Consider the following 20,006-nt stretch of genomic DNA (forward strand, 5'->3'; position numbering starts at 1 on the left):
AATAAAAACCGACCCCAGATGGGATCGGTCATGTGTTAGCAGTTGAAAGGCCATTCCGGAAAGTCACAGCTGGAGTTGGCGTCCTGGTCGACGAATTCAGGGTTTCCACGTGGGAAGCAGAATTCAGCGAGGACTTCGAGGGTGACGTTGGCATGGACTTCGACCTGTAGGCAGGCGAGGAGTTCGATTTCGAAGAACTGATCGGTAAGGACTCCACCATCTACCATACATTTCACTTCAAGGAGCGAGCAATCGATGTTCCCGGCGTTGAGGCCATCCGGAATGCAGACGGCGAGGGAACGGTCGAGATAGGCGCGATACTCGATGACGCATGAGCCACCCTCCTCCACCTCAAGGGTGAGCGTGACTGGGATCTCGATCCTGACGTTCACAACGCCAGGCCTTCCGTTCTCGTACCCGATTACGCGGCAGCTTGCGGCTCCGGTGCTGCAGGAAATCGTCACGTCTTCGCCGAGGGCGAGGGCGTCTTCCACGATTCCCCTGCAGTCAGGCGGGATCATGACCTTCTGGGACTCCCTGAACGGAGCGAATACCCAGTCGTACAGTTTGTCGGCTTTGATGCATTCCGGACGCAGATCGTTCGGCGGTGGTGGGTTCACGTTACCAAGCTGGATATCGAGCCTCAGGACCTGCCCTTCAAGAAGTGTGACCTCTACGAATTTCTCCGGATAGCCGAACGCCCTGACCCGGATCACATAGCGTCCAGGCGGGAGGCCGAAGAGGATATAGAAGCCATTTTGAGTCGACAGCGTCGAGCGGATCGGTACGTCGGAGCCGAATGGATACACCTGAACAAGGGCTTGAGGAACCGGCTCTCCTGTTCGCACATCCGTGATGAAACCGGTGATGACGGCCGGATCTCCGAGGAGATTGAAGTTTTCCTGGATGGTTTCTCCTCCGATGATCGTGACCTCCCTCATCTGGGTCTGGAAGCCTGTGGCCCTGACGACGAGGACGATCGGACCTGAAGGTAATCCATCGATGGAATAGTTTCCGTTGATGTCTGCTATTGCCGCACCAAGAGGCAGTCCGTTCACTGAGAAAGCAAGGACCAGGGCGTTTCTGATCGGCTCTCCTGTCAAAGCCTCCCTGACTGTACCGATGACGGTTCCGAAAAGGAGCCTCAATGACTCATCCACCGTTAACGTCTCCGCCACTCCCAACTGGATGGAGAGCGTTTCTGTGAGATAGCCTGTCGCTTCGAACCGGAGATTATAATTGCCCGGCGACAAACCGTTCAATGAATAATTCCCATCCTGATCGGTGTTGGTGGATGCTACGATAATTTCCGTCCCTTCCAGAAGAAGGATCACGGTCGCGTTTGGAATCGGGAGTCCGGTCACGATATCAGTCACCACTCCAATGATTCTGGAAGGCAGCTTTGTGAGCTCGGCATCGACCGTTTTCGTCTCACCAGGGTTAAAGAACAGGATGAACGTTTCCGACTGGTAGGTCGGAGCACTGTATACCACTCGGTATTCTTCAGGCAGGAGACCGCTGATGACGTAACGACCCTGCTGATCCGTCTGCACCGATGCAATCGGGATTGTTGTACCGATCGTGAAGACCTGGACAAGGGCGGCAGGGATCGGAAGTCCCGTCACTGCATCCCGCACGGTCCCTTGGATCGAAGCGGACTCTGCAATCAGCCCTACATTCACGGTCACAGTGGCCCCTGCAGGAAGGGCGACCGTTCTAGCTTCTGCTCCATATCCGGTTGCACTGTAAATCACGGAGTATAAACCAGCTGCGATACCCGGCAGTTCATACATCCCGTTTGCATCTGTCAACGTACTCGTAATGAAGATCCCGTCTTGGTTAAACACTCTTACAAGAGCACCCTGGATGGAGATCCCAGTTCCTTGATCGAATACCCTACCGGTGAGTGTAGCTGGATTCGGATCCAGGAACGCGTCCACCACCTCTACTTCATTGGGCTCTAATGTGATCTGCCTCACAACGTTCCCGTATCCATCAGCCGAGAAGATAAGATTGTACTGCCCAGGGGCTATATTCCCAAGGGAGTAGGTTCCATCACTGGATGTCAGGGTGCTGGTCACCTCGATGTCCGTATTCTGGATCAACAACCGGACAAGGGCGCCTGCAATCGGCAACTGGGTAGCGGCATCGTAAACGGTCCCTGTCACGGTTGCAGGGAACGGTCTCATCGGAATATTCAAGATCTCAGATTCACCCGCAGATAAGAACACCGTATTGGTTGAGAGGGAGTAGTTCTGCAATTCCGCAATCACATCGAATGTCCCCGCAGGGAGACCGGAAATGATATATCGCCCATTTTCATCTGATGTTACACGACGGACCAGAATATTTGTGCCAGCAAGCCTGACTTCAATGACCGTTCCAGGAAGAGGTGATTGATCGACCGCGTCAAATACTAGGCCACTCAAGGTTGCAGGATTCGATTGCAAAGAGAAATTCACGGTGTTGGTGACATTCGGCAGGATCATCGTTTCGGCAAAGCCGGTTTGGTATAGTGGATTGACTGCGACGACCGTGTAATCTCCAGGCGCCAGGCCACCAAGATAATAGAAACCATTCGAATCCGTGTGGATGAAGGCAATGATGGTACCCTGGTTATTCACGACCCGAACAAGGGTATCAGGTATAGGTTGAGATGTGGCAGCATCGCGGACGGTCCCTTGCACGGCACCGGGATTCGGTGACAGGAACAGCTCTACCGATGTGACACTATTGCTCACGACCTCTGCCGAAACAGTGGCTGTACTATATCCTTCTTTGCTGGCCACCACCACATAGGATCTAGGTGAAAGTTGGGTTGTCTGGAAGAACCCATTCGCGTCGGTCAACGTCGTTGTAATGATCGGGCCATCTCCGGAGAATTGCCTGATGGTGATGGACGCATTCGGGATCGGAAGGTTCGTTACAGCATCCCGAACGGTTCCTTGGATGACCCCCGGATTCGGTTGAAGAGCGAAGCTGACGTTACTGATCACGTTCGGCGCAACGGTTACGCCTGATATTTCCGGACCGAAATTGGTTGCATTGGCTGTGACGCGATAAGGTCCCGGTGTGACCCCTGTAAACGCATATCGGCCCGCTGTATCTGTGACTGCAGTGGAGACGACCACTCCTGTCAAATCCGTCAACGTGATGGTCGCATTGGGTATCGGGGCACCTGTTGCAAGGTTGGTCACAATCCCGACGACCTGACCCGGATCATCCGGCAAGAAAAGCACAACCGTCAGGGATTCACCCGGATTGGCGAATACAGATTTGGAATCGGTTCCGAATCCCGGCGCATCTGCAGATACAATCAGGGTCCCTGCCGGGAGTTCAGTGAATGTGACATTGCCTGCGGCATCTGTCGTGCCATTTGCGATAACGATATTGTTTGCCGTTTTGATTTGGACTTGAGAACCCGCAATAGGGGTTGAGGTGCCAAGGATCAAGACCGTGGCCGTAACGGTGACAGGATTTGGCGTAAGAACATTGGTGACCGGTACCGTCTGACCTGCGTTGACAATCGCGGATACGGTAGAAGAGGCAAATCCGGGAGCTCCAGCTGTAACGAAATAGGTTCCTGGTGCCAGCTGTGGAACCTGATACGTACCGTCCGGATTGGCAAAAAACGTCGAGACCACAACATTATTCTCGTTCGTAACGGTGACCTGAATGTTATTCCCTGTAATCGGATTGCCATTGATATCTACCACATTGCCCGAAATACTGCCTGGATTCGCCTGTAGTGCGATGTTAGCGGTACTATTCTGGTTGCTGAGTACGATTGCTCCGACCTCTGAAGTAGAGTAATTGGCAAGGGATGCCCTCACGATATAGGTTCCAGGAGCCAAACCATTCAGTACATAGTTCCCGAATAGAGAAGTGGTGGTCGTTGCAATAGGCAGTTGAGTCGTCGCATCGAGCACGACTACAGAAGCACCTGATAAAGGCGCACCTGTCGCCAGATCCGATACATGACCTGTCAGATTCCCTGTATCCGGCGACAAGAAGAAATCGACATTCATCAGATCTTGCCCGATGGTAAGGGTAACCCCCCTCACCTGCTGCCCGTAGTTCAGAGCGGTCGCCACCACCGTGTACGAACCTGCCGGAAGTCCCCCGACTGTGTAAAAGCCGTTGGCGTCGGAAGACCCTGTCGCAACCAAGATCCCGTTGGTGTTCAACACTTGAACGGCTGAGGTTGCAAGAGGTGCGCCTCCGGTCGTGGTGATCCTGCCCGAAACCGATGCCGGATTCGGAACAATCGTCAGGTTTACGACCGCTGTCCCTCCACTGGTCACCGTCGCCCCGCCTTGTGCTGAGGTATAGTTCGGTGCACTGGCCGTTACGGTGTAGACACCTGGGGCAAGATTATTGAAGGAGAACGTCCCATCCGGATTCGTAATGAATGAATCAATGAACACATTATTGACATCACGCAGTTCGACAACAGTATTTGATACTTCCGGTGTGACGGTTCCGATAATCTGGCCAGGGAATGGCTGGAGCTGTACTGCAATTGGCGTGGTCTGCCCGGATACTACGACAGCACCCACCGAGCCACCTTGGAAATCCTGAGCGCTGACTGTAACGGTATAGGTATCAGGCGCAAGTCCCGAAACGGTAAAATTCCCTGCTTGATCAGTCAATACGGAAGTAATCAATATACCGCTACTGTTAATGACGGACACCGTTGCACCTGGAATCGGTGTGGAACCTATACTGCTTGTGACCGTTCCGAACAGGCTACCTGGATTGGGCACAAGCGCCACATCCCCGGTGGCCGTTTGATTGGAGAATACTTGGACCGTGGCACTATTCGTCTGGAAATTGGGCGCTGAGGCGACCACGGTATAGAACCCAGGTGCCAGATTCCCTACCGCATACTGACCATTTGTATCGGAAGAGACGGTGGCAATGATGGATCCACCGGCATCCAGGATCCTAACCTGTACGTTGGCCCCGGCAATCGGCGTTCCCGTTTGAGCATTCGTGATGGTCCCCGCCAACGAACCTGGATTAGCCGCAAGGATGAAGTTCACAACGGTTGTGCCACCGGATGTGATCGTTGCCCCCTCGGAGCCCTGTTGGAAGTTCGTCCCGCTCGCCACCACGATATAGTTCCCCGGAGCAAGTCCAGGAACCGTATAGGTACCATCATTGCCCGTTACTGTCGTCGCTACGATGGTTCCTGTACCGGAACTGGTCGTGACCGTGATATTCACACCCGATAGCGGTGTCGAGCCCGTGTCTGTCACCAATCCCGTAAGTGTCCCAGGATTCGGCGTCAGCGTAGCATTGAGGACCGTCGTCTGCCCAGATGCAATCGACGTACCCAGTGTCAACGTTGAATAGTTCAACGCCCCGATTGAAACGGTATAAGATCCTGGAGATAGCCCAGGAATCGTGTAATTCCCAGCAGCATCGGTCAAGACACTGGCAATCTGTACGTTATTTTGGAAGATGGTCACAGTCGCATTTGGAATCGGCGCACTTCCCGGATCCGTGATGGTACCAGTAAGAGTCCCTGCAATCTGAGCAAGCTCCGCATCGAGGATCGTGGTCGTATTACTGATAACAGTCGCACCCTTTGTCTGACTGCCATATCCGGTGGCAGTAAATACAAACGTATAAGATCCAGGGAGAAGATTTGCGAATGTGTACTGCCCACTCGCATTCGTGGTGAACGCATCAATTACAAACCCCTGACTATCGATTGCCTGGACAGTGGCCCCTTGAATCGGGAGCTGTGTCGCAGCATCCCTCACTTGACCGGATACGGTGCCCGGGTTCTGTTGAAGGAATAGATTGGCTGTCGTGGTAGCTCCTGAAACAACTTGGGCGGAAACTGTCGAGGTCGAATAGCCAAGCGCCACGGCCCTTACTTGATAACTGCCGGGTGCTAAATTTCCAAACGTGTACTGGCCGGTGACGTCAGAAACCGTCGTTGAAAGGAGAATACCAGTTGGAGTAAGCAACTCCACGGTAGACCCTTGGATCGGTGCATTCGTCACGCTATCCCTCACCGTCCCGGAAATCGCACCGGGATTGGCCACCAAGACAAAGTTGACAATAGCCGTCTGATTGGCAACGGTCGTAACCCCTGCAGTCTGGGATTGAAAGCCTGCTGCGTTGACTGAGAGATTATAAGAGCCTGGAGTGATGCCAGTGAAACTATAGTTCCCCGCCGCATTGGTCGTTGTCGTAGCTACAACGGTCCCGGAAGTGTTCGTCAATACGATGGTCGCATTATTGATTGGGCCACCACTCGATACATTACCCGTGATATTGCTAGTAAGCGGTTGGAGAGCAATATTGACCGTTTGTGAACTGCCGCTCGAGACAGACGTATTGACCGAAGCGGTCGTATAATTGGTCCTTGAAGCTTGAACGGTGTAATTGCCAGGTACGACATTGGTAAAGGAATAGAACCCTGCCGCGTTACTTGACGTGGTGGCAATCACAGTCACACCCTGTAAGAGCGTCACCGTCGTATTCGGCAGAACAAGACCCGTGGTTTGGTCTGTAATGGTTCCGTTTATGGTGGCTGCAGCAAGCACATTCACATTGACGACGGTCGTATTGGATGTCAACGTTCCACCAGAGTAACTATCCACTCCTGTAGCCACTACCCGGTCCAATAATCGAGTCCCACTTGTAGTGTAGCTGCCGATTAACGTGAATGTCAGGGTAGCCGTAGCTTCTTCGCCGAGATTCCCTACATTCCACGTGAGTAATTTAGTCGCAGGATTATAGCTGATCAGTCCTTGCGTCACACTGTTTACGACAAAAGAGGTCACTACATCCGGACCGATCGTATCCTGAAGGAAGATTGTCGTCGCGTTCGAGTCCCCCGTATTTTGGACCCTGATGGTTCCGGTCCAAGTCGCTTGTTGTCCCAATACAACAGAAGTCGGCCCACTCGTCAGCTGTTTGGTTGTCCTCAGCCTCGCCCGTACATCCGCATCATCGGCTGTGACGGGATTACTGAATGCATTGGTAAACGAAAATCCTTCGCTCGTACGGAGTGAGTCTTTGTTATAGTTGTTCGAATTTGCCGACGTAAACGACACGATCCTGAGCTCTGACATGTCAGTAATACCCAGTGTGGAGAAAAAAACGCTTGCTGGCAGGAACCAATCCAGAAAGAAATCCTGGGTTCCACCAAGAGAAGAATTAGCCGGGGACACACGCGCAAAGTCGAAATTCGTGATCGGCCTGGAAACATTCGGTGCACCGTTCCCATTCGTCCCTTCGGCCTGATCGGTCCATGAATTGACCTGCACCACCGTGTTCCGGACCAAGCCCACACGATTATTCAGACCATCCACATTGAACAACCAGTTATAGGTCCCCGCCACACCAGTCGTATTGATGAGCACACCCCATGAAAAATTCCGAAAACCCGTCAGCTGCGTATTACGCGGGTCACCGTCCAATCGAATCCTGAAATAAACATTCGTTCCATCATAGGCAAAAAAACCTGCGGGAAACGTTGAATTCCCGACGATATCCGTTGAAGGCGGATTTTCATCCCCCACTACATCGAATAGCGGGACACCACCAACTTCAATCGGTGTAAATTGATCATTACTCGGAAACGCCAAAACCCAAACCCCTCCTTATATAGAATCTCTATATCTTATTGGGGTAGGACAAATCGGTATAGTGCGTATGTCCAGAACTGGAAAAAGAAATCCCCTGCTGACAAGCCATTGAAGATGGTTCTCTGCAAAGTGAACACCCAATCCTCGATTGAGATGCACGGACAGACAACTGAAAACATGAAATGATTCACATGCTTAACCACATTAAGGACTACACACAAAAAAGGTCATCACCCCTCAAAAGGATGATGACCTTTACGCCCATGTTAAAAATAGATTAAAAAATTTTAAGATTGAATTCCTTAAAAAGGTTTATGTTTAAAATGGCAGGGTAAAACTACAATTGCACAGATTTGATTACTTCGATATGAATTACTCGATACCTACTACGAGCAATTACCCCGGACAAGAATCTACTAAAGAGGATTAGGGCTGTTGCACCTAGTTCTTATTTTTTGGAAGTGGGTGTTCTTCTTGGAGATAACACAATATATTGGACGAAGGCTCAGATACCACCGAAGGACACAAGATATCACCATTCAAGAACTGAGCAAGGCAACCGGACTATCCATCAACTTTATTTCGTCCCTGGAAAGAGGTAAAACAAATGCATCTATTAACAAAGTTGATATTCTTGTCAAAGCCCTGAATATCTATTGGGTGGATATACTCCCATCCAAAGAAGAGTAATTCCCATTTTCCAATTGGAAATTTTACACTTAATAAGTCTTATTTTTACTACTTTTAAACGTAATTTAATTGGGAATTTATGAATATTGCTTGTATGGGATACACTGAAGTAGAATGGGAACGAATGTTTCCAAGTCAAACTACAGGGTGTGTTCCATACGTGATATTCCACATCGAACGTACTGGTTGCAGAAACCGAGAGAAACCTTTGGATTGTGCTTATGAAATCAAAGGTAAATGGTATGTGGAACTTGATGACCTATCCGAACTGGTCGGGATCATTGAGCAGTTTAGCGAAGCGGTGATCATCAAACAACACTACCTTAATCCAAACAGCGAAGGCATTCCATCGATCCTCATCCAGGATAAGGAATGCAATTGCTGCTCTTAATTCGGCAGGGAGAGCCCATCTCCCTGCTCTTTTCATGAACACAATCTACCAATACCCTCAACTCTGAATCCTCAAACCTCCTACTATTTTTATTTCTACCCTTTCTTCAGGTGAAGATCGTACATATGACAGAATCGGTCTCATTACGGAACGTATGAATCATGATTTTTTTTATGCAGTATACAGAGCCATCCAGTTGCAAAAAACACGCCATTCCCGGAATGGCGTGTTCTTCTTTACATCACGATGATCAGGGTAATCAGCGCCAGTATCGCTGGCACCCCCTGTTTCACGATGATTCCCTTATTGGAAGTGAAACCGCCAAACAACGCAGCGATCACCACGCAAATCACAAAGAACAGTTGAATCATATAGCCTGTCGATGTGCTTCCAAGAATTAATCCCCAGAGAAGCCCTGCAGCAAGAAATCCATTGTACAGGCCCTGATTGGCGAACATCGTGGCCACATTGGGATCCCCCTGGAGATGCTCCGGCAGATTGAAAGCCCGTTTGGCCATCTTTGATCGGATAAAGAACATTTCGAGGATCATGATGAACAGATGCTCGATTGCCACGATCCCTACTAATATAATTGCTATGATTTCCACAATAATCTCTCCTCTACTCGTACATCCCTTAATAGTATGTTCAACAGTTGTTCTTGACAAGCAGGAAGATACAGAAAAGTTGCAGACCAGAATGTGATTTTCAACTTTTCCACATTCATTGAGCAGGTAACCCGGAAGAATAAAAGGACAAAGATTGGATGCAGAAGATACTATGTTCTACCATTACTGAATCAAACTGATAGATGTTATCCTACCTTTTTTGCTCCTATACTCCATTAATCTTTTGAAAATCGCTGTTTTGACCTTATAAGATAGTGAGCTTGAATCTTGTAGCCGTATAATGACCCGATCTCAATACTTTGTATTTAGTTAAGATTCACCTAGAAAATTGATCACTCGCTTGATGAGAAGCTTCGTCGCGTCGTCATCGTAAGACGGTAAACAACTCTCTGTGAAGAGATGTTCTCTTCCTTCATATAAAAAGAGTTCAGCGTGATTGGTTGATTTGACAAGCTCACGGGCCGCATCAATGTCACCGTCTTCAACAAAAAAAGGATCTTCAGTCATTGCGTGGATTTGAACCGGTACGTCTTTGGGCCACTCGGAATCGAATGCCGAGGGCGGAAGGCAGGCATGGAAAAACAGTGCACCTCTTGCGCCTTCACGGGTTTGAGCGAGCTTCTGTGCAGCCGGGACACCTAATGAAAAACCTGCATACACAATATCATTTGAAAGTTCGTTAGCCGCCTGAACGCCACGCGCCGACACTTCTCCAAATCCAATCCCCTTCACGAATTCCAAGCCCTCTTCCAGCGTAGAAAAAATGCGGCCATCAAATAAATCTGGCACATGAACAATATGTCCTGCATCTCTCAATCGATCCGCTATTGCTTCAATTCCCTTTGTTCGGCCCAAAACATGATGGAACATCAAAACCTCTGCCATCTTCTTTTCCTCCTACCAATTAAGTTACCTATCTATTAGATTCAACGGTAAGACTCTTATACCTTCAAATACATTATGAGATACAAGCGATCATTCTGCTTTAGTGTCATTCATTGAAACACCACTTAGTGGCCAATACACTCACTTTATATAGTTTATTTTGACCACAGGATAGGGCATCTCTTAACTCACTCACAACCTCGGATCGACCGGGTCGGCATTGCTTGCGAGCGTTCCGAGGGCGCACTCGTGTATGCGTTCGAGGCTCTCCCCGTCAACAAAGCGCCTGATGCCTTCAAGGCCGAGGGCGAATTGCCGGAGGGCAAGCTTTTGTTTCTTGGACACATTCCGTTTTCTTAGGCGGTCCAGGTTCCCGGGCTGCGTGTAATCCATGCCGTAGATGATGTGGAGATACTTCAGACCCCTCACCTTGATGGCAGGCTGGACGAGCTTGCCTTTCGACCGCGCCAGGAAGGTTTCCGGCTTGATCACGATGCCTTCATGTCCATCCTCTGTCATCTCGAGCCACCAATCGATCACATCCTGCTCCGAGGCATCATCGCCGATCACCTTGAACTCCGTCTCCACGAAGAGAGGACTGAGGCGTGCGAACTCCCGGTTCTTCTCCATATGCCATGTATGAGGCTGATCGAAGAATGTTTCTCCGCTGTGGGCGAGCACGTGGAACGGGGCGATCTGGATATCCTCGAGGGTTTCTACGTCCCAGCAGTAGGTTTCATACACATCCTTGAACACGCCGGCATGATGAAGCTTCTCTTCATACTCCGTGAGCCAGGCGCTGATCCCTTCATGCTCCCCGACGGCTGCTTCAAGTTTCTCCGTCAGCCTCCCCCGGTCCATGAGCGCCTGCTCCGCCACGTGGGCGTATTGTCGATGGATCAGTTCCTTCGCCTTCAAGTTCCACGGCATGATCTCGGCATCGAGGAGCACATAGTCCGTGCCGTATCGGGCAAAATACCCGTCCTTCTCCAGACTCTCCTGGAGGGATTGAAGGACGCGACCTTCCACATCTTCGTGGAAGAAGCGCCTCCCTGTGCGAGTATAGATGACACCGAGGGTTTCGCGCCCGATCGCACTCTCCCCTGCTTCCTCGTCCTTGAATAAGAGCACGATTCCCCTGCTGCCCATATGCTTCTTCTCAGCCACCATCCGTTTGATGCCAAGACTCCGGTAGTAATCGATGGCGTCCTGCGGGTGTTCGAGGAACCCGTCGATCGTCGATGCTTTCGGCGTCGGGCTCATGGTCGGCGGGATGTAGATGAGTTCTTCGACAGGGACCGTGTAATGGGAGATGGCATCGATCGTCGGGATGATCTGCGCCTTCGGTATCGCCACTTCCCCATACGTTTCCGTCTCCACGCTGTAGCCGTTCTGGAATAGGGCGATATTCGGCGGATCGAGTCGCTTCTTCGCGAGCTCTTCGAGAGGATTTGAATCACTGCCTGAATAGTCCGCTTTTCCCTTCACCGATAACAGCGTCCGCTCAGGATACCGGTAGGCCGTAAGCTCTCCTCCGAAAACGGCACCCTGATCAATATTCAGGGTGTTATTCATCATAAGGGGCCTCGGTTTCGGATCATGCCCCCATAGGATCAAGAGGCTATTGTGATGATGAACGGTCCAATCCTTCCTCACCGGGCGCCCGTCTCCATGGAAACCATCGGTATCACCATACCGGCAGAAGTCACTGATTGCATGGGACTCCTTCCCGATGAATTCATCCTTGATGCCGGCATGGGCACAGACTGCGACCGGTACCGCGCTTTGCTTCAACACAAGATGGGACGGGGCCTTTAATAGGAAGCTACGCCATGTTTCTTTCAGCTCATTGACCGCCTCTTCCCCGTGCTCCGCTTCGTATCGCTCAAGCGTCTCCACGATCCACTCATCTCCGTGGCTCAAAGTGACGTTCCTGCCCCCAAGGTAGCGCGCGATCTTCCATCCGTGATTGCTGTCGATCATATGGGCAAGCCCCCGGTCTACATGCCGGTGGAAAAAGGTCATCGCCTCAAAAGACTTGGGACCACGGCTCATGATGTCGCCGAGTGAAAGGAATGTGCGCCCGTAGGGATGGATGTAGAATCCGTCTTCATTTTCCTCATAGCCCAGTTTCACGAGTAGCTCAATCAGTTCATCAAAGCATCCGTGGACGTCCCCGATGATGTCGACTCCATTTCCTACATCAAGTTCCAGCGGATTGGCTCCCCGGATCCACTCGACGGAATCAGAAGGACGGACCGTATAGATAGCGCGGTAGCCTTCTTTCTTCACGAAGCGCTTCTCCCTCTTGAAAACCTGGTACTGCTGCTTGATGCGGCGTTTCCCCCGGGGGTTGTCCCTGTGGAGATCGCGCTCAAGGAGTTGATCCTGATCAGTATCAAGGATGAGGGCCACGACGGGAACATGGTTCTCCTTCGCCATGGCGATGTAGCGCTTCCGGTCATCAGGATGCAGATGGGTGGCATCGACGAACGTCAGCTTGTTCATGCGGCAGCGTGCCCCGATCACCGCATCCATCATCCCGAACGCTTCCTTGGAGATCTGCTGGTACGTTTCATACAGCGCATCGGCTTCTTCCTTCGGCCTGTCCTTCCAGTCGATGAATTCCACGTCTCCGACGAGCTTCCTGAACTCATCGGAGCTCACGATTTCGGACGGTAATAGAATGTCCTGCTCGACCAGTCCGCGCAGGAGCGTCGACTTGCCGCTATTGGACGGCCCTATGAGAAGGACGATGCCGGCATGTGGGATCACAATCTTCATCATGATTCCTCCTTTCGTGTGAAAATGGCAAACTGCGTCGGCTGCCCGTGGGTGTCATGGTCATCACCGATTCCCTGATGGGTGATATCATACGCTTGATCCCCGTCCATATTCCGGCACCAGGTCTGGAACTCTTCACGTGTCCATTCGAACCGGTGATCGGGGTGGCGGTATCCTTCCCCCATGTCGTACACCCGGTTGTACTCGGCGTTTGGCGTCGTGATCAGGAGGGTGCGCGGTCTGTAGGCACCAAGGATCGTCTCCATGATCTTCGGCAGGCGGTGTTCATCGATATGCTCGATCACTTCGCACAGGATGATCACATCCTTATTCCGGAGGCGCTCATCATAATAGAATAGCGACCCCATCACGTTTGTCGGTTTCAGGAATCCCGCCTGACTTTCCGCTTTCTCGAAACGCTTCAACGCCTTCAGGGCGGCCTGCTCCGAAGGCTCGACAGCAAGGATCTCTTCTATTCCGGGAACAAACCCGAGGCGTGTGGCCAGCTTTCCTTCCCCTGAGCCCATGTCGACCACGCTCGATTTCGTTTGTAGTCCTTTGACCACTTGGATAATCGACTCATACCGGGTCTCATTGAGTCTCGGTTTTGCCGGCTCCGACTTTCCTTTCCCTTCCTCGGGAAGAACATGGCGGTATACATCCTTGAAGCGGAGGGCCCGCTGCAGGATGAATGCGCGTTTCGGGTGATCATCGAGCCACCCTTCCCCGTATCTCTCAATCTTGTCGATTTCCTTTTCATCGATATAGTAGTGCTTGTACTGATCAAGGACCGGGATGAGGACGAACAGCTGCCTCAGTCCTAGTTGGAGGGTCGTTCTCCCTTTCAATGTGATGAACCTGGCGGCCGGTTCCCCTTCGCTCCGGTCGATCCCCACAGAAAATCCAAGGGGCTCGAACAGCTCGGTGATCGCCCCGTCCGACAAGGAGGATGCGAGGGGGCCGAACTCGAACGTGAACGGAAAGGCATGATCCACCCACTCCGTGTAGGCTTCCTTCGGTTTGCCGTTCAGGGCCGTGCCGAGGGCCGTGCGCAGGAACGTACAGAAGATGCTGCTCACGGAAAATTCGCGGTCATTGATGTAGGAAGTGATGTCATACTTCTCCGAACCGTCCCTCGACAGTTCGATCGGGTCGGGCGTCACGAAGAAGGTCACTTCCACCTCATCCTCACTGAACGTGCTGAAAAACATCCGGACGAGATGCCCGTTCTGACTACGCTCGTAGAGGTTCGCCGGGTTCTTCGCAAGCAGATGGGAGATGACTCTCGCATCCTTATCTGCCGTATGGATCGTCAATTGCATGGGGATCCTTCCTTTCTACTGGGTTATTAATTCACTAGTATACCAGTTCAGGATGGAATAAGTTTCAATAATTGTTAAATGTTCTTGCCAATTTTCATAGAAGAAGGTACAATCCATTTATACCTTGTAAAACGATGTACACAGTAACACGATGCAAAAGGAGGAATGACGGTTGGACAAAGAAATCATGAAGGGCAGCATCGACATCCTGCTTCTAACCCTGATCAGCTCGGAGGATATGTACGGCTATCAGATCGTGAAGGCGCTGAAAGAAAACAGCGACGAGCTCTACAGCATGAGCGAAGGCACCCTCTATCCCGCCCTGAAGCGGTTGGAGAAAAAGGGATGGATCCGCTCCTACTGGCAGGAGCCCGATACGGGAGCACGCCGGAAATACTACGCCATCACCGAAGACGGGAAGGCAGAACTGAACCGAAAATTGCAAGAATGGAACAACGTCAACACCCTAATCAAGAGATGTTCGGAGGGACTCGCATGGATCAAACCATTGAAGACTACATCGACCGCATTGTAAACAAACTCGACATGGACGAGATCGACCGACTCGAGCTGAAAGAAGAAATGATGGGGCACATCGACCTGTTGAAAAGCGATTTCATCGCACAGGGTCTTGAGCCGGAAGAAGCGACCAAGGCGGCACTGCAAAGCTTCGGCCATGAAGAAACCCTGAAGGACGGGCTGAAGGAGTCGTTTTCCCCTTTCAATAAAGGCGTTCTTCTATTCCTGAAGCTGGCCGGAGGTGCCTATGCCCTTGTGCTGCTATGGGCACTGCTGCTGCAACGAATCGTGAATAATATGGTGGCCTACTTCTCCACTCCTTTCTACTTCAATCGATACTTCTTCATCCCTGAGGGGGCAGGATACTTCAATATGGACGCGTGGGTGCGGAATGCAAACGTCATCCCGTTTCACAGCCTGTATGAATACACAACAAGATGGAACCATTACAATGTCGATATCATCTTATCCAACACGTTCGGCAATATCCTTCTCTATATCCCACTCGGGTTCTTCCTACCTCTCCTCATCATGAAGGGTGCGGGGATGTTGAAGGTAGTCAAACAGTCAGCCACCCTCATCTTCCTTGTGAATCTGGCACAGTATGTGCTTCATTTAGGACGCTTTGATGTGGATGATGTGATCCTCGGTACGGTTGGCGCGTTGATCGGGTATCTGATTTATCGACCGTTCATGCGCTTGTCGAAGGGGATGGCAAGTCGGCGGGTTGTGCAGGCGTAGATTTTACTTAAAGGGTTCTAGTAGAGGACAAGTAATCAATCGCATTATTCATTTCTACGGATTCTTTTGTTTGAACACGCTATATAGATAGAAAAGGAGACCCATCCTGAACGAATTGGGTCTCCTTTTTCTATTATCGGCCTTTTACTTCTGTTCCGATTGCACCAAAATCTTCACCTGATTCTTCTCCTTGATCAGACTCTGGAAGCCTTCTTCGATGACATCATCGAGGGGAATCCGTTTGGTGACGAGTTTGTCTGCTGAGAAGTAGCCTTTTTGCATGAGGGAAAGGACGGCCGGATACACGTCGCGGTAGCCGATGATGCCTTTGACGGTCCGTTCCTTGATGACGATGTCATTCGGAAGGATTTCCGCTCCCTGTTCCCAGATGGAGACGATGATCGTTTCGCCGCCGATCCCTGTTGACTGGATTGCTTGGCGAAGGACGACCGGAACCCCTGTCACTTCGAAGGATACATCGACACCTCCACCGGTGAGGCGGCTGATTTCCGCCACGGTATCGTCCACTTCGGCCGGGTTGACGACAATGGCTCCCAGTTCTTCTGCCTTGGCTTGTCTCTCAGGAGAAAGCTCGACGGCGTAGATATCGGTCGCACCAGCTGCTTTCAACGCTTCGATCACAAGGAGCCCGATCGGTCCGCAACCGAACACCGCGACTTTATCCCCTGCTTTTACTTTACTTGAACGTACCGCGTATAGTGCCACGGCAGACGGTTCCACGAGTGCGCCCTGTTCATAGGATAGGTCATCAGGAAGCTTGAAGAGGAGCTCTTCATCGACAGCCACGTATTCACTCAAGCCGCCGCCGCCGCCTGCAAGTCCGAGGAAGCCCATTTGCTCATCGAGGTTATAAGCCCCTTGGTGACCATGTGTGGCAAAGATCGGTTCCACGACGACGCGGTCGCCTATTTTGTAATTGCTTACGCCTTCTCCGACTTCCACGACTTCACCGGAAAACTCATGTCCGAGGGTGACAGGCGCTTTTTCGCCCGTAAGAGGATGGGGCTCATCGACCGGGATGAAGATCGGTCCGCCCAAGTATTCATGAAGATCACTACCGCAGATTCCACACCATTTCACTTTCATTTTCACCTGACCGGCACCTGTCACCGGTTCTTCGATTTCTTCCAAACGAATGTCTTTCTGGTCATGCCATCTTAGTGCTTTCATCATGTGCCATCTCCTTCTGTCTTGTCTACACCCTCAGTATACAACGAACGACACTTATGTTAAATTTAGTTAATATTAACGTTTGTTAAGCAGAACGTAACTAAAAAGAGGTTTACTATGACGATTGAACAGTTGAAGTACATAGTCGAAATCGGAAAAACCGGCTCCCTGAAGGCAGCGGCAGACCAACTCCACATCACCCTCCCTGCCCTCAGCCAGTCAATCAAACAGCTGGAAAAAGAACTCAACATCCCCATCTTCCATCGCTCTAGAAGGGGATCGATCCCGACCGAGGAAGGACGCCGGCTCATCGAAAAAGCCCAGGTCGTCCTCTTGAAGCTCCAGGACTTCATGGATGAAGTCGAAACCTACACGGAAACCATGAACGGCGAAATCAAGGTCGCCACGTATCCCGGCCCCATGGAGATCCTCGTACGCGTCATCACGGAGCTGAAGCGGGAATACCCGAACGTCAAGGCGTCCGTCTATGAAAACAGTACCGAGTTCATCATCGACCGCGTCCTCGAAGGCGAGGTCGACGTCGGCTTCATCACCTATACGGAAAAAGAAGAAAAGCGATACCGCAATCTCGTTTTCAAAAAGCTCGTCGACGGTCATATGGTGGCAGCCGTCAACAAGCACTCCCCCCTCGCCAAAGAAACGCTCATCACCCAGGACATGCTCATCGGGCAGCCCATCGTCCTGTACAATGACAAGTACATCCAGGAATTCATGAAGGGCTTCAGCTCCCTCCCCTTCGATATCCTGTTCACCACCAACAACGTCGACACGATCCGCCTCGCCCTCGAGACGAACACGGCCATCAACATCGGCTTCGACTACGCCTTCCGCACCGACGCAGGATTATCCCGAAGCGACGAATACGTACTCGTGAACTTCGCCCCGCCTTATTATAAAACGTATTCCTTCGGGTATTTTTATAACGCCAATAATGGATTGTCCCGGGTGATCCGGGAGTTTTTGAAGCGGGTGCGTTCGGTGATTGTGGATTAAGAAAAGGACGTGGAGATCCACGTCCTTTCCCGCAGAGGGGCATCCACGGACTCGTGCCGAAGACGTCCAAGATGTATCTGTGAACTCAAGTTAAAAAGCTCAAGATACTGAATGAAAAGAGAAGGGAAAGGACGAGGATCGGAATGTTGAATTCCCTTCTGGCCAAGGTCAGAACACCGAATATTCCGAACAATAGACTCGTACCACCCTCTAACCATTTCTCGAAGGTGATGTGCGTGTCGATATTCCATACGTTCAACATGAGAGAGATATACACAAGGATTGCGCCTATGGAGAACGAGTAAATTTTAATACGCATGGAGTAATGGTCCAGCCGATTGGAGGGGCTGACCCTGGTATGACCCAAAACGTTTTTCGCCCTTACCTTTTCAAATACCGGGTGGAGCTGTGGGTAGATCGGCTGCATGTAAGGAGCCCTGCCTTCCATCGATTCAAACCCCCATGCAAAGGGTTCACCAGCGACAGGAAAGACCATATCGTCAGACGAAGGATGTTCATCACGATAAGCAGGATGCGTCTCGATCTCAGGGTCAATGGAAAAAACGACCCTTCCCTTTTCCACTTCGCCGAAATATCGCTCCTTGTTCCGAAGGGCACCCCATTTCACCACCGATCCTATATTGGCAAGCGGATTGCGGAAAAATGTGTACATGGGCAGAGAAACATCGACAGGCATCCAGCCCGACTCCTCCAAGTACACCTCGTTCCACGCATGGAGCTGGTGCCTTCCCCGGAATGCCCCGATCATCATCCTGCACGGGATCCCGATGGAACGGCAGTAAGACGCAAACACGGCCGAGAGCTCTCCACAGTCCCCTTTCTTACTCGTTGTGCAAGCTTCGAATCCCCTCTCCTTGATCCTGGCCGAATACTTGTATTCTTCTACAATATGATCAAAGAGTCGCTTCGCTTGCTGACGGGGCTCCGATTCCCCACTCATCATGGCAAGCACCCTTTCCCGAATCTCCTCATTCACCGGAATCAGCTGACAATCCCTTAGAAAGTACTCCCTCTCGTCATCACCGATCCCTTTTCCCCATTGATAATCATAGGTGGCCGTATACGTAAGCTCTTCCTTTCCATCCAGTTCAAAGTAAAATTGCTCCCCCAGGAAGGGATGCACGGTCCGCTCGTCCGGTTCATGACTGAAGGTCACCCCCTCCGTACCCGGTGCGGCAGACAGCCAGATCTTCACCGGCGCATCACTCGTATTCCTATAACCATAGACGATTTCCGCTTGTGACATCCTCAACATCCTTTCCGTGGTCCTTTTTCTACGGATCTCCCAAACACAGAATCCACTTATATGTAAATTATCCCAAAATCAAGGATGCAAACCAAGCAGTAGGTCATACTTCTTTGAGAAACGGAATCCGGTCATACCACCAGTCCGAATCCCCCCACCACCACAAGCATGAGGACGAAGCGGACAAGCTGATGGCTGAATGTCACCTTCCCATTCATGAATTTCCCATTCAGGATGGCCCCGAGCTGAATCACGAGAAACCCTGCCGCAAGTAATGCCAGTGCCCCCAGGGTATTCGTGAAGAAAACGAGATAAACGGCCATGCATAAGCTTCCGGCCACGAACAGCACAGCGTTCTGAACCGGAATATCGCCCTTGAAGAGCTGGACCGATCCTGTTAAAAGGTGAAGAAGTGCGTAGAGAGATGCAATGACGATGAGTGTGATAAGCATAATGACCTCCATATTTTAAGTATTCAATCTATTTAACATCGTACCTATCATTCTATCAAACACACACTTTCAAATCCAACTAATTCCAAATAAAGAAATATATGATATAGTAAGATGGACTGTAAAAAGAGACCAACGGAGGATTCACCATGTGGATTATATTAGGACTTTTCGCAATCGCAGCAACGGTATTAAATCTTTTCCTCTATTTCTCTGGAAAGGATCACAAACTCGCCATGGCGCTGGGGCTATCATTCACCGCATTGACGATGTGTGCAGAGTACAGTCTCGTCTCGCAGTGGGTAAAAGCGGGAGACTGGTCAGCCCTCGAGGATGTGGTACCCGGTATGGAAAAGGCCTTATGGGTTCTTGTCATTGTTTCCATCCTACTAAATACAGCACCGATGATTGTAGGCAGAGGTAAAAAATAAAATCGAATGTGGAAGAATTGCGCTACATTCGTCATAATACTTACCAGAAATGGGTACTTGTGTTAACAAGGATAAACACA

General features: G+C 50.8%; 14 protein-coding genes. 6 read left to right on the forward strand and 8 right to left on the reverse strand.

Going from position 1 to position 20,006, the window contains the following annotated elements; all coding sequences use genetic code 11:
* Positions 1–35: 35 nt before the first annotated feature.
* Positions 36–7,610, reverse strand: a complete 7,575-nt coding sequence (locus AF331_RS22175) for a carboxypeptidase regulatory-like domain-containing protein (RefSeq protein WP_053428351.1) — start codon at positions 7,608–7,610, stop codon at positions 36–38.
* Positions 7,611–8,075: 465 nt separating this feature from the next.
* Here AF331_RS22175 and AF331_RS23160 point away from each other — a divergent pair, with 465 nt between their 5' ends.
* Both AF331_RS23160 and AF331_RS12035 read left to right on the forward strand, forming a co-directional pair.
* The gene (locus tag AF331_RS23160) at positions 8,076–8,300 is read left to right on the forward strand and encodes a helix-turn-helix domain-containing protein (protein ID WP_367037818.1); all 225 of its coding nucleotides are present in this window, start codon (positions 8,076–8,078) and stop codon (positions 8,298–8,300) included.
* Between the two features lie 208 nt (positions 8,301–8,508).
* The gene (locus AF331_RS12035; RefSeq protein WP_048005320.1) at positions 8,509–8,691 is read left to right on the forward strand and encodes a hypothetical protein; all 183 of its coding nucleotides are present in this window, start codon (positions 8,509–8,511) and stop codon (positions 8,689–8,691) included.
* Between the two features lie 236 nt (positions 8,692–8,927).
* Here AF331_RS12035 and AF331_RS12040 read toward each other — a convergent pair whose 3' ends face one another.
* The 4 genes from AF331_RS12040 to AF331_RS12055 all read right to left on the reverse strand — a co-directional run bounded on the left by AF331_RS12040 (position 8,928) and on the right by AF331_RS12055 (position 14,311).
* Positions 8,928–9,299, reverse strand: a complete 372-nt coding sequence (locus AF331_RS12040; RefSeq protein ID WP_053428352.1) for a DUF1304 domain-containing protein — start codon at positions 9,297–9,299, stop codon at positions 8,928–8,930.
* Between the two features lie 330 nt (positions 9,300–9,629).
* Entirely contained in the window at positions 9,630–10,205 is a 576-nt protein-coding gene (locus AF331_RS12045; RefSeq protein ID WP_053428353.1) for a dienelactone hydrolase family protein, read from the reverse strand.
* A gap of 192 nt (positions 10,206–10,397) precedes the next feature.
* Complete coding sequence (locus AF331_RS12050; RefSeq protein ID WP_053428354.1) at positions 10,398–12,989, reverse strand: polynucleotide kinase-phosphatase; 2,592 nt, start codon at positions 12,987–12,989, stop codon at positions 10,398–10,400.
* Complete coding sequence (locus AF331_RS12055) at positions 12,989–14,311, reverse strand: methyltransferase domain-containing protein (protein ID WP_053428355.1); 1,323 nt, start codon at positions 14,309–14,311, stop codon at positions 12,989–12,991. Before AF331_RS12055 ends, AF331_RS12050 begins: the two co-directional genes overlap by 1 nt.
* A 172-nt stretch (positions 14,312–14,483) precedes the next feature.
* On the opposite strand from AF331_RS12055, the gene AF331_RS12060 reads away from it, so the two are divergent.
* Together AF331_RS12060 and AF331_RS12065 are read left to right on the forward strand one after the other, a co-directional pair.
* On the forward strand, positions 14,484–14,846 hold the full coding sequence (locus tag AF331_RS12060; protein WP_053428356.1) for a PadR family transcriptional regulator: 363 nt from the start codon (positions 14,484–14,486) through the stop codon (positions 14,844–14,846).
* On the forward strand, positions 14,807–15,571 hold the full coding sequence (locus AF331_RS12065; RefSeq protein ID WP_053428357.1) for a VanZ family protein: 765 nt from the start codon (positions 14,807–14,809) through the stop codon (positions 15,569–15,571). Before AF331_RS12060 ends, AF331_RS12065 begins: the two co-directional genes overlap by 40 nt.
* 144 nt (positions 15,572–15,715) lie before the next feature.
* Here AF331_RS12065 and AF331_RS12070 read toward each other — a convergent pair whose 3' ends face one another.
* Positions 15,716–16,762, reverse strand: a complete 1,047-nt coding sequence (locus AF331_RS12070; protein ID WP_048013864.1) for a 2,3-butanediol dehydrogenase — start codon at positions 16,760–16,762, stop codon at positions 15,716–15,718.
* Positions 16,763–16,879: 117 nt separating this feature from the next.
* Here AF331_RS12070 and AF331_RS12075 point away from each other — a divergent pair, with 117 nt between their 5' ends.
* Positions 16,880–17,776, forward strand: coding sequence for a LysR family transcriptional regulator (locus AF331_RS12075; RefSeq protein ID WP_048005327.1), 897 nt, complete (start codon positions 16,880–16,882; stop codon positions 17,774–17,776).
* 85 nt (positions 17,777–17,861) lie between these two features.
* On the opposite strand, the gene AF331_RS12080 is transcribed toward AF331_RS12075, so the two are convergent.
* The gene (locus AF331_RS12080) at positions 17,862–19,043 is read right to left on the reverse strand and encodes a transglutaminase-like domain-containing protein (RefSeq protein WP_053428358.1); all 1,182 of its coding nucleotides are present in this window, start codon (positions 19,041–19,043) and stop codon (positions 17,862–17,864) included.
* 131 nt (positions 19,044–19,174) lie between these two features.
* The gene (locus tag AF331_RS12085; RefSeq protein ID WP_053428359.1) at positions 19,175–19,495 is read right to left on the reverse strand and encodes a hypothetical protein; all 321 of its coding nucleotides are present in this window, start codon (positions 19,493–19,495) and stop codon (positions 19,175–19,177) included.
* A 149-nt stretch (positions 19,496–19,644) separates the two neighbouring features.
* Here AF331_RS12085 and AF331_RS12090 point away from each other — a divergent pair, with 149 nt between their 5' ends.
* Positions 19,645–19,926 carry a hypothetical protein gene (locus tag AF331_RS12090; protein ID WP_053428360.1) on the forward strand — a complete coding sequence of 94 codons (282 nt, stop codon included), beginning with the start codon at positions 19,645–19,647 and terminating at the stop codon, positions 19,924–19,926.
* Positions 19,927–20,006: the final 80 nt, after the last annotated feature.

Origin of the sequence: Rossellomorea marisflavi (assembly GCF_001274775.1) — a bacterium.
Taxonomy (GTDB): domain Bacteria; phylum Bacillota; class Bacilli; order Bacillales; family Bacillaceae_B; genus Rossellomorea; species Rossellomorea marisflavi.